At 72.7% G+C, this 14,460-nt stretch carries 11 protein-coding genes; 7 read left to right on the plus strand and 4 right to left on the minus strand.

The features are described from left to right. Positions 1 to 54: 54 nt before the first annotated feature. From AC07FJ_RS29045 to AC07FJ_RS29065, 5 genes are all read left to right on the plus strand, one after another. On the plus strand, positions 55 to 822 hold the full coding sequence (locus AC07FJ_RS29045) for an NUDIX hydrolase (protein ID WP_479052222.1): 768 nt from the start codon (positions 55 to 57) through the stop codon (positions 820 to 822). Positions 823 to 933: 111 nt separating this feature from the next. After that, on the plus strand, positions 934 to 2,784 hold the full coding sequence (locus tag AC07FJ_RS29050) for an ABC transporter ATP-binding protein (protein WP_479052223.1): 1,851 nt from the start codon (positions 934 to 936) through the stop codon (positions 2,782 to 2,784). Positions 2,785 to 2,944: 160 nt separating this feature from the next. Then, positions 2,945 to 3,835 (plus strand): FadR/GntR family transcriptional regulator, encoded by an 891-nt coding sequence (locus AC07FJ_RS29055; RefSeq protein WP_361427027.1) that lies wholly within the window; start codon positions 2,945 to 2,947, stop codon positions 3,833 to 3,835. Positions 3,836 to 4,632: 797 nt separating this feature from the next. Further along, entirely contained in the window at positions 4,633 to 6,183 is a 1,551-nt protein-coding gene (locus AC07FJ_RS29060) for an RNA polymerase sigma factor (protein ID WP_361427030.1), read from the plus strand. Positions 6,184 to 6,325: 142 nt separating this feature from the next. After that, positions 6,326 to 7,183 (plus strand): S1 family peptidase, encoded by an 858-nt coding sequence (locus AC07FJ_RS29065; protein WP_479052224.1) that lies wholly within the window; start codon positions 6,326 to 6,328, stop codon positions 7,181 to 7,183. A gap of 166 nt (positions 7,184 to 7,349) precedes the next feature. On the opposite strand, the gene AC07FJ_RS29070 is transcribed toward AC07FJ_RS29065, so the two are convergent. After that, entirely contained in the window at positions 7,350 to 7,577 is a 228-nt protein-coding gene (locus AC07FJ_RS29070; RefSeq protein WP_355356818.1) for a DUF7455 domain-containing protein, read from the minus strand. 442 nt (positions 7,578 to 8,019) lie between these two features. On the opposite strand from AC07FJ_RS29070, the gene AC07FJ_RS29075 reads away from it, so the two are divergent. After that, positions 8,020 to 10,137 (plus strand): DNA gyrase/topoisomerase IV subunit B, encoded by a 2,118-nt coding sequence (locus AC07FJ_RS29075; RefSeq protein WP_479052225.1) that lies wholly within the window; start codon positions 8,020 to 8,022, stop codon positions 10,135 to 10,137. Between the two features lie 21 nt (positions 10,138 to 10,158). Here the strand turns inward: AC07FJ_RS29075 and AC07FJ_RS29080 are convergent, their stop codons facing one another. After that, a complete protein-coding gene (locus AC07FJ_RS29080) occupies positions 10,159 to 11,112 on the minus strand; it encodes a GlxA family transcriptional regulator (protein ID WP_479052226.1) in 954 nt (317 codons plus the stop codon). Between the two features lie 103 nt (positions 11,113 to 11,215). Here AC07FJ_RS29080 and AC07FJ_RS29085 point away from each other — a divergent pair, with 103 nt between their 5' ends. Then, positions 11,216 to 11,830, plus strand: a complete 615-nt coding sequence (locus AC07FJ_RS29085; RefSeq protein ID WP_479052227.1) for an MBL fold metallo-hydrolase — start codon at positions 11,216 to 11,218, stop codon at positions 11,828 to 11,830. A gap of 239 nt (positions 11,831 to 12,069) precedes the next feature. Here AC07FJ_RS29085 and AC07FJ_RS29090 read toward each other — a convergent pair whose 3' ends face one another. Together AC07FJ_RS29090 and AC07FJ_RS29095 are read right to left on the minus strand one after the other, a co-directional pair. Further along, positions 12,070 to 12,753, minus strand: coding sequence for a DUF7342 family protein (locus AC07FJ_RS29090; protein ID WP_479052228.1), 684 nt, complete (start codon positions 12,751 to 12,753; stop codon positions 12,070 to 12,072). Further along, the gene (locus AC07FJ_RS29095; protein WP_479052287.1) at positions 12,750 to 14,315 is read right to left on the minus strand and encodes a sensor histidine kinase; all 1,566 of its coding nucleotides are present in this window, start codon (positions 14,313 to 14,315) and stop codon (positions 12,750 to 12,752) included. Before AC07FJ_RS29095 ends, AC07FJ_RS29090 begins: the two co-directional genes overlap by 4 nt. Positions 14,316 to 14,460 lie beyond the last annotated feature (145 nt).

Here is a 14,460-nt window from a genome sequence, read left to right on the forward strand (position 1 = left end):
GTGACGGAGCTCCCGGGGCGTGCTTATCGTCAGGAAGACGACTATGATCGCGCCATGTCGCCCTACGACCCGTCGGCCTTTCCCCCCTTCGCCGTGACCGTCGACCTGGTCGTGCTCACCGTGCGTCGCCACGCGCTCTGCGCGCTGGTCGTCCGCCGCGGAGAGCCACCGTTCCAGGGGCGCTGGGCCCTGCCCGGAGGGTTCGTGCGGACCGACGAGGATCTCGGCGCCGCGGCGGCGCGCGAGCTCGCCGAGGAGACGGGGCTCTGCGCGCACGAACCCGGCGCGCCGCTCCCGGCCGAGGGGAACGGAGCCCACCTGGAACAGCTCGCCACGTACGGAGACCCCAAGCGCGACCCCCGCATGCGGGTCGTCAGCGTCGCCCACCTCGTGCTCGCGCCCGACCTGCCCGCACCCCGTGCGGGCGGTGACGCCCACAGCGCCCGCTGGGCCCCGGTCGAGGAGCTCCTCCACGCGACGGACCCGGGGCGCGAGGACGAGCTGCCCGCCCCGCTCGCCTTCGACCACGCCCGGATCCTCGCCGACGGCGTGGAGCGCGCCCGCTCCAAAATCGAGTACTCGTCGCTGGCCACCGCCTTCTGCCCGCCCGAGTTCACGGTCGGCGAGCTGAGGCGGGTCTACGAAGCGGTCTGGGGCGTCGCCCTCGACCCCCGCAACTTCCATCGCAAGGTCACCGGTACGCCCGGCTTCCTGGTCCCGTCCGGCGGCACCACCACCCGCCAGGGCGGCCGGCCCGCCCAGCTCTTCCGAGCCGGCGGCGCCACCCTGCTCAACCCGCCGATGCTGCGCCCCGAGGTCTGACACCCGGGGCCGCGCGCCCCCAACCCTGCACAAAAAGTCCGAAATGTCGCGTTATCTTGTCGCGGTACCCCGACCTGCCGCCGAGCGGTCTCATCTACCGCGGGAGAAGCGATGCTCCAGGCAATCGGACTGACCAGCGCCCCCCGCCGGGGCCGCGAGCCCGCCGTACGCGACCTCAGCTTCGAGGCCCTGCCCGGCGCGGTCACCGCGCTCCTCGGCGCCCCCGGCTCCGGCAAGACCACCACCCTGCGGCTCATGCTCGAACTCGAACCGGGCCGTGGCATCACGTACTTCCGCGGCCGCCCCCTGCATCGCATCGCCCACCCCGCCCGCGAGGTCGGCGTCCTCCTCGCCGACGTACCGGGCCATCCGGCCCGTACCGTACGCGGCCAGCTCCGGATGCTCTGCGCGGCCGCGGGAGTTCCCGTGACGCGCGCCGACGAGGTGCTCGACGCCGTCGGCCTCGCCGAGCTCCACGACCAGCGCCTGGGCACGCTCTCCACCGGCATGGAGCGCCGACTCGGCCTCGCCGCCGCCCTGTTGGGCGACCCGCACGCCCTCCTGCTCGACCAGCCCGCCACCGGACTGTCACCGCGCGAGGCCGCCTGGCTGTACGCGCTCCTCCGGGCCCACGCCGACCACGGCGGCACCGTCCTGTACACCACCGACGATTCCAAGGAAGCCGCCCGCGTCGCCGACCACGTCGTCGCCATCGACGAAGGCCGGCTCGTCGCCGACCAGGACGCGGCCGCCTTCGCCCGCACCCGGCTGCGCCCCCGCGTCGCCGTCCGCACCCCGCACGCCGCCCGCCTGGCCGCCGTCGTCAACCGCGAGGCCCGCGCCACCCAGCGCTCCGTCGAGGTCGTCACCGAGAACGGCAACCGCCTGAGCGTCTACGGCAGCAGCTGCGCCGAGATCGGCGAGACCGCCTTCCGGCACGGCGTCCTGCTCCACCAACTCGCCGACGAGACCGGAGACACGAACCCGTGCCCGTCCCCGTCCCCGTGTCCGTGGCCCGGCCCGGAGCCCGGCCCGGACCCGGCCGCCGAGCCCCCCGCCGACGCGGACGGGAGCGACGCCGAAGCGCCGGCCCCGGTTCCGCCGCCGCTTGCGCCCGCTCCCGAGCCGACCGTCGAGGGGGACCCGCGGCGGTCGGCGGACCTTCCGCCGCCGCTGCGCCCCAAGCCCGTACGCACTCCGCTCCACCCGCTCCGCTACGAGCTGCACCGACTGCTCGGCGTCCCCGCCACCCCGCTGATCGCCGCCGCCGTCCTCGTCGCCTCCGCCGCCCTCGCCGTCCTCCTCGCCCGCACCGGCCGCACGCCCCTGCCCGCCGTCATCGCCGCCTGGCCCGGCCTCCTGCCCCTGCCGCCGGCGGCCCTGGGTGCCGGGCTGCTCGGCGCGCTCTCGTTCGGTGACGAGTTCCGCTACCCCGTCCTCTCCTCCGGCCGGGGTCCCGTCCCGCGCCGCCTCGGCCTCCTCGCCGCCAAAATGGCCGTGACCGCCGCCGGCGCCCTGCTGCTCGCCCTCCTGGTCGCCGTCGTCGACCTCGAAGCGCTGCGCCTCGTGTACGGCGGCCACTTGATCCCCGTTCCGGAGAACTGGCCCTCACTGTGCGCGAGTTGGGCCGGGCTCGCCGTCGGGTGCGCCTGGGCCGGCCTGCTCGGCGCCGGGGTGTTCCGGGCGACCGGCGCCGGTGTGGCGGCCGTGCTCGCGGTGCCCGTCCTCATGGTCCCGCTGGTGCGGAAGGCGCTGGTGGGCCCGTCCGTGCGTTCGATCGCGGGCCTGCCCGGCAGGTTGCGCGAACTGAGCTGGACGCACTGGCCCTACGAGGCCGACCGCTGGCTCATGGGCATGGTGCACGTCGTAGCCCAACCCGTGGGTGCCGCACTGGTGTTGTCGTTGACCGCCCTCATCTGTGCCTATCTGCTCACCGGGCTGCGCCGCCGCGCCCGTTGGTGACCAAGCGGTGACCGAAGCGCTTCGAACGGTCATAACTCCCTTGGAAATTGCCCGCTTCCTTCCGATAAGGCGTCAATTGGGCAGCGAGCGCCGATCACCCTTTCGTGTGCTTTTCACCAAAGACCTCAAGGGCCGTGGAAGCCACGCCGACAAAGGATGCGTGAGTACCCTTGCGCACACCATGATGACCGCCACCCGCCCCGTCGAGTCCGGCCTCGCGGCCCCGGGTGGACTGGACCGCTATCCCTACGCGGAGACGCCCGGCGTCGCCGATCGTGTCGGCCCTCCCGCATGGGAGAGCGCCGACACGGAGTTGGGCCGGGTGGGCCGCCGGGCGGCGGGCAGCCGCGGCCGCGGACTGCACGGCCAACTCGTCCAGCAGCTCGGCCAGATGATCGTCTCCGGCGACCTGGGCGCCGACCGCCCGCTCGTCCCCGAGGAGATCGGTCAGCGCTTCGAGGTCTCCCGGACCGTCGTCCGCGAGTCCCTGCGCGTCCTCGAGGCCAAGGGCCTGGTCAGCGCACGCCCCAACGTCGGCACCCGGGTCCGGCCGGTCAGCGACTGGAACCTGCTGGATCCGGACATCATCGAGTGGCGGGCCTTCGGGCCGCAGCGTGAGGACCAGCGTCGCGAGCTCGGCGAGCTGCGGTGGACCATCGAGCCGCTGGCCGCGCGTCTCGCGGCCGGCCACGGCCGCGAGGACATTCAGCAGCGCCTCGGCGACATGGTCGACATCATGGGCCATGCGTTTGCGCAGGGTGACGTGATCACGTTCTCCCGTGCGGACGCGGAGTTCCACTCCCTGCTGATCCAGGTCGCGGGCAACCGGATGCTGGAGCACCTCTCCGGCATCGTCTCCGCCGCCCTCCAGGTCTCCGGATCGCCGACGATCAGCTGTGACCGCCCCAGCGAGACCTGCGTCTCCCACCACGCGCGCATCGTCGACGCCCTGGCCACGGGTGACGGGCAGGCCGCCGAGGCGGCGATGCGGCAGCTGCTGACCATCCACCCCGAGGTGGAACGAGTCGTTCCCGCTCCGCGCGAGCACTGAGCCGCCGCCGTCGCGCCGTCGGCGGCCGTGTACGACGTACGGGCACGGCGAAGGCCGCAGGCGCGGCCTGTCGCCGAGCCCGAGCCTTCGAGCCCGAGCCTTCGAGCCCGAGCCTTCGAGCCCGAGTCCGGGTCCGAGCCAGGAGTTCGAGCCCCGGGCGGGCCGGCCGCCGCGCGCGCCGGGTGACGCCGGCCCGGGGGCTCTCGCCCCGACGGCCCCGCCCGTCCTCCGCGGGCGCACCCGGCCTCCGAGCCCCGGCGGCCCCCGCGGCCCTGCCGCCCCGGTACCGGCCGGGCCGAGCCCGATCCCGCTGCGGCGTCTGCACCCGGGAGGCACCCGGTCCCGCGGAAGCCGCGGGCGACGCGGGCCCCCGGGGTGGCGTAAGGCGCCCGGCCCCTCGGGCCGGTCGTGCGGCGCGGCGCAGGTCGAGGCGCCGACCACGTCCGAGCCCGGCCCGGGACACCTTGTTACAGGCCTCTGCGCGAAGCCCGGCCCCGCCCGACACGCGCTTTTCACGCTCTGCCGCACGCGATTGCACGGGAAATCACCCCATCCACACCCTTTAGGCCCATCTGGGGTGTGACTCGGGCCACGTGAAACGGGCGTAACGCTCCTCGAAGCCCTGCGATGACCTAAGAGGTGACAGCCGAGGAGGGAATACAGCCGCCGCTCATGGCGCTGTGCAGCTCCGAGGTTCTCCACCCGCGTCGTCGGCACATTCCCAGCCGGCGGTCGTCGGCTCCGGCCCGATCATGGGCGGGGCCGGAAGCCGTTTCCATCGTTCCGAGAGGTTGTTCGTGTCGGCCAGCACATCCCGTACGCTCCCGCCGGAGATCGCCGAGTCCGAGTCTGTGATGGCGCTCATCGAGCGGGGAAAGGCTGATGGGCAGATCGCCGGCGATGACGTGCGTCGGGCCTTCGAGGCTGACCAGATTCCGCCAACCCAGTGGAAGAATGTTCTGCGCAGCCTCAATCAGATCCTCGAGGAAGAGGGTGTGACGCTGATGGTCAGTGCAGCGGAGTCGCCTAAGCGCGCCCGCAAGAGCGTCGCAGCGAAGAGCCCGGCGAAGCGCACCGCCACCAAGACCGTCACCGCCAAGACGACCGTGACGAAGCCCGTCACGGCCGCCGCGGCCCCGGCGGCCCAGAGCACGGAAGCCGCGGCCGACGAGGCCGGCGGCACCGCCAAGAAGGCGGCCGCGAAGAAGACCGCCGCCAAGAAGACGGCGGTGAAGAAGACCGCCGTCGCGAAGAAGACCACGGCCAAGAAGACCGCGGCCAAGAAGGACCCCGACGAGATCCTCGAGGGCGAGGAGCTGCTCGACGACGTCGCCCCCGGCAAGGGCGAGGAGGACGAGACCGACGGCGAGGCCAAGGGCTTCGTCCTCTCCGACGAGGACGAGGACGACGCGCCGGCGCAGCAGGTGGCCGTCGCCGGTGCCACCGCCGACCCGGTCAAGGACTACCTCAAGCAGATCGGCAAGGTCCCGCTGCTCAACGCCGAGCAGGAGGTCGAGCTCGCCAAGCGCATCGAGGCGGGTCTGTTCGCCGAGGACAAGCTGGCGAACTCCGACAAGCTGGCGCCGAAGCTCAAGCGCGAGCTGGAGATCATCGCCGAGGACGGGCGCCGCGCCAAGAACCACCTGCTGGAGGCCAACCTCCGCCTCGTGGTCTCGCTGGCCAAGCGCTACACCGGCCGCGGCATGCTCTTCCTCGACCTGATCCAGGAGGGCAACCTGGGTCTGATCCGCGCGGTCGAGAAGTTCGACTACACCAAGGGCTACAAGTTCTCCACGTACGCCACCTGGTGGATCCGTCAGGCGATCACCCGCGCCATGGCCGACCAGGCCCGCACCATCCGCATCCCGGTGCACATGGTCGAGGTCATCAACAAGCTCGCGCGCGTCCAGCGCCAGATGCTCCAGGACCTGGGCCGCGAGCCCACTCCGGAGGAGCTGGCCAAGGAGCTCGACATGACCCCCGAGAAGGTCATCGAGGTCCAGAAGTACGGCCGCGAGCCGATCTCGCTGCACACCCCGCTCGGCGAGGACGGCGACAGCGAGTTCGGTGACCTGATCGAGGACTCCGAGGCGGTCGTCCCGGCCGACGCGGTCAGCTTCACGCTCCTGCAGGAGCAGCTGCACTCGGTGCTCGACACGCTCTCCGAGCGTGAGGCGGGCGTGGTCTCCATGCGCTTCGGCCTCACCGACGGTCAGCCGAAGACGCTGGACGAGATCGGCAAGGTCTACGGCGTGACCCGCGAGCGGATCCGCCAGATCGAGTCCAAGACCATGTCGAAGCTGCGCCACCCGTCGCGCTCGCAGGTGCTGCGCGACTACCTGGACTGACGGTCCGAGCTGGTACGACACACGCCGCGAGGGCCCGGTTCCCGGAAGGGAACCGGGCCCTCGCGGCGTGTGAGCGGGTGCGGGCCGGGCCGGGGTGGCGGACCCTGGGTGAACATGGTTCACCGGAGAGTCAGGAGACCGAATGCGTCCTGTGCGTCCTCTGCGCCGTCCCCTCGGCCTCAGCCGGACACGGCCGCGTCGCGCCGCGGCCGTGGCCATGAGCGCGCTGGCGGCGGCCACCGCGCTGTCCCTCGCCGCGCCCGCGCCCGTGGCCGCCGACAGCGCGGTGGTCGGCGGACAGCCGGTACGCGCTTCGGACAGCCCCTGGGCGGTGGCCCTCGCCAGCCGTGCGCGGTTCGGGAGTGCGCGCGCGGGCCAGTTCTGCGGCGGGGTGGTCGTGGCGCCCACCAAAGTGGTCACCGCCGCCCACTGCCTGGGGCCGGCGGTGCTGGGCCCGGACCCCGGCGCACTGACCGATCTCACGGTCATCGCGGGGCGCACCGAGCTGCACGGACAGGGCGGCCGGGAGGTCCCGGTGACACGGGCGTGGATCAGTCCGGCGTACGACCCCGATACGCAGTCGGGAGACCTGGCCGTGCTGACGCTGGCGAGCGCGCTGCCGCGTTCGTTCGTGATCAAGGTCGCGGGCGCGGGGGACCCGGCGTACCGGCCGGGGACGAGCGCCGACGTGTACGGCTGGGGCGATACGACGGGGGGCGGCGCCTACGCGTACGGGCTGCGCTCGGCGCGTGTCAGCGTCCTGCCGGACGAGGTCTGCGGGCGCGCCTACGCGGCGGGTGCGGGAGGGGCGTACATCCCCGCGACGATGCTGTGCGCGGGTGACCCGCAGGGCGGGCGGGACGCCTGCCAGGGGGACAGCGGAGGCCCGCTGGTCGCCCAGGGGCGGCTGATCGGCCTGGTCTCCTGGGGCAGCGGCTGCGGGCAGCCGGGCAGCCCCGGCGTCTACACCCGGGTCTCGGCGGTGATGCCGGAGCTCTGACACGGCCACGGCTCATGGCCACGGCTTAGGACCCCGGCTTACGGCCGGGGCTCACGGCCGTGCAGGGCGTGAGGGTACGAGAACGGGCGGCCCGCCCCCTGGGTGTGGGGGAAGCCGCCCGTCGGCCGGTCCTGGACCGGGCCCCTGGCTCGTCGGGATGTGAGCGTCAGCGATCCTCTTCGGTGCTGGCCGGCACAGCGGTGAGCCGGTCCGTCTCATCCTGTATTTCCGCGGCGATCTTCTTGAGTTCCGGCTCGAACTTGCGCCCGTGGTGGGCGCAGAAGAGCAGTTCGCCACCGCTGGTCAGCACGACGCGCAGATATGCCTGGGCGCCGCAGCGGTCGCAGCGGTCGGCGGCCGTCAGCGGGCTCGCGGGGGTCAGAACAGTAGTCACGTCGCCTCTTCTCTAGCTCGACGAGCTGTCGTACCAGGGTCAACATCCAACCAGGCCGAAAACGTTCCCGCTCGTGGCTTTTCCTCGAAACTTTTTCCAAGGTGGCTGTCTGCTGCCGGTTGGCGGCGAATGAGCCGTATTGCTGTGCTCTACGGGTTTCGCGTTGTTTGCGGTGTTATGCCTAGCTCGGTCCTCCCGGCCGGGTTGCCGGTTGTGCATGAGGACGTGCCCGGAGCCTAAATGGTTCATGCCTGGAAGGGAACGTGATGTCCACGTCACCCCATCGAGGGATCGAACACCTTTGCGACGCTGGACTAGCATGAGGGATCACGAGGGTGGCGTGACAACCGCTCTACCAGGCCTCGGTACCCTCTGAGCCGGTGACAGACGCCGGGCTCTACCCCCATGGGCCAGATCTTAAATTCAGCGAGGAGCGAACCGCGTGACCGCCGAGACGTCCGTGCCGTCCAGTGCGCTGCTGACCGCAGACCGTGACGGTTCCAACTACACCGCGCGGCATCTGCTCGTACTGGAGGGGCTCGAGGCGGTTCGCAAGCGTCCCGGCATGTACATCGGGTCCACCGACAGCCGCGGCCTGATGCACTGCCTGTGGGAGATCATCGACAACTCCGTCGACGAGGCCCTCGGCGGGTACTGCGACCACATCGAGGTCATCCTCCACGAGGACGGCTCCGTGGAGGTCCGGGACAACGGCCGCGGCATCCCCGTCGACGTCGAGCCGAAGACCGGCCTGTCCGGTGTCGAGGTCGTCATGACCAAGCTGCACGCCGGCGGCAAGTTCGGCGGCGGCTCGTACGCCGCCTCCGGCGGTCTGCACGGCGTCGGCGCCTCCGTGGTGAACGCGCTCTCCGCCCGCCTCGACGTCGAGGTCGACCGGAACGGCTCCACCCACTCCATCAGCTTCCGCCGCGGCGTCCCGGGCATCTTCACCGAGTCCGGCCCCGACGCCCCGTTCGACCCCGCGAACGGACTGCGGAAGGTCAAGCGCGTCCCCAAGACACGCACCGGCACCCGCGTCCGCTACTGGGCCGACCGCCAGATCTTCCTCAAGGACGCCAAGCTCGCCCTGGAGAACCTCCACCAGCGCGCCCGCCAGACCGCCTTCCTGGTGCCCGGCCTGACCATCGTCGTGCGCGACGAGCGCGACCTGGAGGGCGAGGGCAAGGGCGAGGAGATCTTCCGCTTCGACGGCGGCATCAGCGAGTTCTGCGAGTACCTCGCGCAGGACAAGGCCGTCTGCGACGTGCTCCGCCTCACCGGGCAGGGCACCTTCAAGGAGACCGTGCCGGTCCTCGACGAGCGCGGCCACATGACGCCCACCGAGGTCACCCGCGAGCTCGGCGTCGACGTGGCGCTGCGCTGGGGCACCGGCTACGACTCCACGGTCAAGTCCTTCGTCAACATCATCGCCACCCCCAAGGGCGGCACCCACGTCACCGGCTTCGAGCGCGCGGTCACCAAGACGGTCAACGAGGTGCTGCGCGCCAGCAAGCTGCTGCGCGTCGCCGAGGACGACATCGTCAAGGACGACGCCCTGGAGGGCCTCACCGCCGTCGTGACCGTACGGCTCGCCGAGCCGCAGTTCGAGGGCCAGACGAAGGAGGTCCTGGGTACGTCCGCGGCGAACCGCATCGTCGCCAACGTCGTCGCCAAGGAGCTCAAGGCCTTCCTGACCTCCACCAAGCGTGACGCCAAGGCCCAGGCCCGCGCCATCCTGGAGAAGGCCGTCGCCGCGGCCCGGACGCGTATCGCCGCCCGCCAGCACAAGGAGGCGCAGCGCCGCAAGACCGCGCTGGAGTCCTCGTCCCTGCCCGCCAAGCTCGCGGACTGCCGCAGCGACGACGTGGAGCGCAGCGAGCTCTTCATCGTCGAGGGCGACTCCGCGCTGGGCACGGCGAAGCTCGCCCGGAACAGCGAGTTCCAGGCGCTGCTGCCGATCCGCGGCAAGATCCTCAACGTTCAGAAGTCGTCCGTCTCGGACATGCTCAAGAACGCCGAGTGCGGCGCGATCATCCAGGTCATAGGGGCGGGTTCCGGCCGGACCTTCGACATCGACGCGGCGCGTTACGGCAAGATCGTGCTCCTCGTCGACGCCGACGTCGACGGCGCGCACATCCGCTGCCTGCTGCTGACCCTCTTCCAGCGCTACATGCGCCCGATGGTCGAGGCGGGCCGGGTCTTCGCCGCCGTACCGCCGCTGCACCGCATCGAGCTGGTCCAGCCCAAGAAGGGCCAGGACAAGTACGTCTACACGTACTCGGACAACGAGCTGCGGCAGACGCTGCTGGAGTTCCAGCGCAAGGGCGTCCGGTACAAGGACTCCATCCAGCGCTACAAGGGCCTCGGCGAGATGGACGCCGACCAGCTCGCGGAGACCACCATGGACCCGAGGCACCGCACCCTGCGCCGGATCAACATCGGTGACCTGGAGGCGGCGGAGCAGGTCTTCGACCTGCTGATGGGCAACGAGGTCGCCCCGCGCAAGGAGTTCATCACAAGCTCCGCGGCGACCCTGGACCGCTCGCGCATCGACGCCTGACCCCGGCGGGCCGGACTCCGGCTACGGGGTCCGGCTGAACGAGCGGCGATAGGAGCGGGGCGGGACGCCGCGGCGGCGGACGAACTGGTCGCGCAGGACGGACGCGCTGCCGTAGCCGACGCGGCGCGCGACCTCCTCCACCGGGAGGTCCGTGGTCTCCAGGAGCTCCTCCGCGCGGCTCAGGCGCAGGCCGCGCAGCCAGGCGTGCGGCGTGGTGCCCGTGGCGGCGGTGAAGCGACGGGCGAAAGAGCGCCGGCTCATCAGGGCGCGCCGCGCGAGTTCGGCGACGGGGAGCGGTTGGTCCAGGTGCTCCCGGGCCCACGCCAGCACCTCGCCGAGGCGTTCGTCCTGGCAGTCCTCGGGCACGGGCGCGGTCACGTACTGGGCCTGCCCGCCGTCACGGTGGGGCGGCAGCACCAGGTCGCGGGCGATCGCGTTGGCGGTCGCCGCGCCGTACTCCCGCCGCAGCAGATGCAGGCAGAGGTCGAACCCGGCGGCGGCTCCCGCGCCGGTCAGCACCCGCCCTTCGTCGACGTACAGGGCGTCGGCGTCGACGATGACGTCCGGGTAGCGGCCGGCCAGCAGCCCGGCGAACCGCCAGTGGGTCGTGGCCCGCCGGCCGGCGAGCAGCCCGGCGGCGGCGAGCGCGAACGCGCCGACGCAGTGGGCGCCGACCAGTGCCCCGCGCGCGTGGGCGGCCGCGAGGGCCCGGAGCACCGGCGGCGGGGGCGGGGTGCGGAAGTCGGCCCAGGGAAGGGCCAGTACGAGATCGGCGTCGGCCAGCCGGTCCAGACCGTGCTCGACGGCGAGCGGCACACCGAGGTCCGTGACGACCCGTCCCGGCCGCTCGGTGCAGAGCGCGAAGTCGAACGCGGGCAGCCCCGGACGAGCGTCGAACACCTCGGACACCACGCCCACGGCCAGCATCCCGACACCGGGCGGGGCGTAGGCGGCGACGGTCACGAAGGGCGGCATCCGCGCAGTGTGGCATGGGCGCTGGGACCCGTGGCACGTTTCCTGCGATCAGTGGCAGTACGGCCACTCGTGGCAGGCCGCCCCGCACGGAAGGCTGATCCCCATGAACGACATGAGCGAGACCCACGACGCGCCCGTCGGCCGCAGCGCCGCGTACACGATCCTGCACACCGGCTACACGCTCTCCACCGGCCCCGGCGTGGCCGCCACCGTCTCCTACGTCTCCGACGCCGGACGCCATGTGATCGTCGACCCGGGCATGGTGCCGGGCCGCGACCGCATCCTCCGTCCGCTCGCCGAGCTGGGCCTCGGTCCCGACGACATCACCGACGTCGTCCTCAGCCACCACCACCCGGACAACATCCTCAACGTGGGCCTGTTCGCCCGGGCGCGCGTCCATGACCACAAGGCGATCTACGAGGCCGACCAGTGGACCGACCGTGACGCCGAGGGGTATGAACTCAGCCCCTCCCTGCGGCTGATCAGGACGCCCGGCCACAGTGCGGAGGACATCACCCTGCTCGCCGGCACCGCTGCCTCCGGCGTGGTCGCGTTCGCCGGAGACCTGTGGTGGCGCCCGGACGGTCCGGCGGAGGACCCCGTCGCCCCCGATCGCGACACGTTGAGGGAGTCCCGGCTGCGCGTGCTGGCGGCGGCCGACCTGATCGTCCCCGGCCACGGCGGCCCCTTCGCCGCCGACGACCGCGCGCCGCGCTAGGGGGGTGTCTTGTCGATCGGGCCGGATCAGCGAGCGGCGTCTGGGGGTACCTCCCAGGCGAAGCTCTGGGGGAGCGTGCGCTCGCAAGGCGGAGGAGGGAGTCCATGCGGTGGGGGCACCCCCGTGCCCGCAGGGCTACGGGGGCCATCGTCGACCGACGACAACGCGGCGAGCGTGCGTGCCAGGCGACGCGAGCCCGGCAAGATCGGCACGACACCCCCTAGGTCGTGTCACAGCCGTCAGGCGGCCGCCGCCCAGACGTAACGGTGCTCCGGCCGACCCGTCTCGCCGTACCGGAGGGACAGCCGCACCCGGCCCGCCCGCTCCAGCAGCTTCAGGTACCGCTGGGCGGTCTGGCGGCTGACGCCCGCCCGCTCGGCGATCTCCTGCGCCGACAGCGGTCCGTCGGCGGCCAGCAGCACCTGCCGTACGAGCTCCGCCGTGGTGGGGGAGTGGCCCTTGGGCAGGTCCGGGGCGCCGGAGGGCACCGACAGCGCGCCGAAGATCCGGTCCACCTCGGCCTGTTCGGCCTCGCCGCCGCCCTCCAGGGTGCGGCGCAGCGCCGCGTACGCCTCCAGCTTGGGGCGCAGGCCCACGAAGTTGAACGGCTTCACCAGGTACTGCAGCGCCCCGTGGCGCTGCGCGGCCCGGACGGTCGCGACGTCGCGGGCGGCCGTCACCATGATCACATCGGTCTGGTGGCCGCGCCGGCGCAGTTCCCGTACGACCGCGAGCCCGTTCTGGTCCGGCAGGTAGTGGTCGAGCAGGATCAGGTCCAGGTCGGGCAGCTCCTCGACGCGGGCGAGCGCCTCGGCCGCCGTGTGGGCCGAGGCGACGACCTCGAAGCCGGGCACCTTCGCCACGTACGCCGCGTTGATCGCGGCGACCCGGACGTCGTCGTCGACGACGAGCACGCGGATCACCGGACGCCCTCCACGGCGGGGGCCGGCTGCGTCAGCGCCTCCGGGAGGACGACGGTGAACTCGGCGCCGCCGCCGGGTGAGTCCCCGACCCGTACGCCGCCGCCCTGCCGTTCCGCCAGCCTGCGCACCATGGCCAGCCCCAGGCCCCGCTCCCCGCCGTGTGCCGGGCGCTCCTTGGTGGACCAGCCCTCCGTGAAGATCAGCTCCCGCCGCTCGGGCGGCACCCCGGGGCCGCTGTCCGCGACGCGCAGCACCGCCGTACGCCCCTCGGCGCGCAGCTCGACCTCCACGAGCGGCTCCTCGGAACCGGCCGCCGCGTCCAGCGCGTTGTCGATCAGGTTCCCGACGACCGTGACCAGCTCGCGCGGCTCGACCAGCCGGTCCGGCAGCAGCGTGCCGGGCGCGACGCGCAGCGAGACGCCGCGCTCCGCCGCCACCGTGGCCTTGCCCACCAGCAGCGCCGCCAGCAGCGGATCGTGCACCTTCTCGGTGACCTGCTCGGCCGTCGTCCGGTGCACCCCGACCACCTCGGTGACGAACTCCACCGCCTCCTCGTGCATCTCCAGCTCCAGCAGTCCGAGCAGGGTGTGGAGGCGGTTGGCGTGCTCGTGGTCCTGGGCGCGCAGCGCGTCGATGAGGCCGCGCGTCGAGTCCAGCTCGCGCCCCAGCCGCTCCAGTTCGGTCCGGTCGCGCAGGGTGGCGACGGCGCCCCCGTCGTCCGTCGGCATGCGGTTGGCGATCAGCACCCGATGCCCGCGTACGGTCACCAGGTCCTCGCCGGTGACCCGCCCCGCCAGCACGTCGGTCGTACGGCCCTCGCCGAGCACCTCGTCCAGCGGCCGCCCGATGGCCTCCGGGCCCACGCCCAGCAGCCGCTGTGCCTCGTCGTTCAGCAGCCGCACCCGCCCGGCCCGGTCGAGGGCGACGACGCCCTCCCGGATGCCGTGGAGCATCGCCTCGCGCTCCGCGAGGAGGGCCGAGATGTCGGAGAAGGCGAGGTCGTGCGTACGGCGCTGGAGGCGGCGCGAGATCAGGTACGCCGCCAGCGCGCCGACGGCGAGGGCGCCGCCCGCGTACGCGAGGAGCCCGGGGATCGCGGCCAGCAGGCGGGCGCGCACGCTGTCGTACTCGATGCCGACCGACACCGCGCCGACGATGTCGCCGTCCGCCTCGCGCAGCGGGACCTTGCCCCGGGCCGAGCGCCCGAGGGTGCCGCTGTCGATCTCCATGACGTCCTTGCCCGCGAGGGCGTCGCTCGGGTCGGTGGAGACCACCCGGCCGATCTTGCGCGGGTCGGTGTGCGACCAGCGGACCCCGCGACGGTCCATGATCACCACGTACTCGGCGCCGGTGGCCTTCCTGATCCGCTCGGCCTCGGCCTGGACGGGCCCGTCGGCGGCCGGCGGCGAGTGCAGCAGCCGGCCGGCGACCTCGGGGGACGCGGTGGTCTCGGCGATGGCGAGCGCGCGCCGCATCGCCTGGTCGTCGAGCTGGTCGCTCAGCGGGGCCAGGAACAGGCCGGTGGCGAGCACGGTGACACCGGTGGCGATGGCCAGCTGCATCAGCAGGACCTGCGAGAAGACCCGCTGCGGCCAGCCGAAACGCCGCCTGCGCGCAGCGGGGGCGCGCGCGGGGGAGGCGGCGGACGTGGGGGTCGGTGCGGGGCTCACTCCAGGAACCGTAAGAGGAAACGCGGCGCCGGGGAAA

The sequence above is a fragment of the Streptomyces sp. NPDC045998 genome (assembly GCF_056430285.1).

Excerpts from the sequence above, each read along its gene's own strand:
- AC07FJ_RS29050 (WP_479052223.1), top strand. The coding sequence starts at position 934 with ATGCTCCAGGCAATCGGACTGACCAGCGCCCCCCGCCGGGGCCGCGAG.
- AC07FJ_RS29085 (WP_479052227.1), top strand. The coding sequence starts at position 11,216 with ATGAACGACATGAGCGAGACCCACGACGCGCCCGTCGGCCGCAGCGCC.
- AC07FJ_RS29065 (WP_479052224.1), top strand. The coding sequence starts at position 6,326 with ATGCGTCCTGTGCGTCCTCTGCGCCGTCCCCTCGGCCTCAGCCGGACA.
- AC07FJ_RS29045 (WP_479052222.1), top strand. The coding sequence starts at position 55 with ATGTCGCCCTACGACCCGTCGGCCTTTCCCCCCTTCGCCGTGACCGTC.
- AC07FJ_RS29095 (WP_479052287.1), bottom strand. The coding sequence starts at position 14,315 with ATGCAGCTGGCCATCGCCACCGGTGTCACCGTGCTCGCCACCGGCCTG.
- AC07FJ_RS29080 (WP_479052226.1), bottom strand. The coding sequence starts at position 11,112 with ATGCCGCCCTTCGTGACCGTCGCCGCCTACGCCCCGCCCGGTGTCGGG.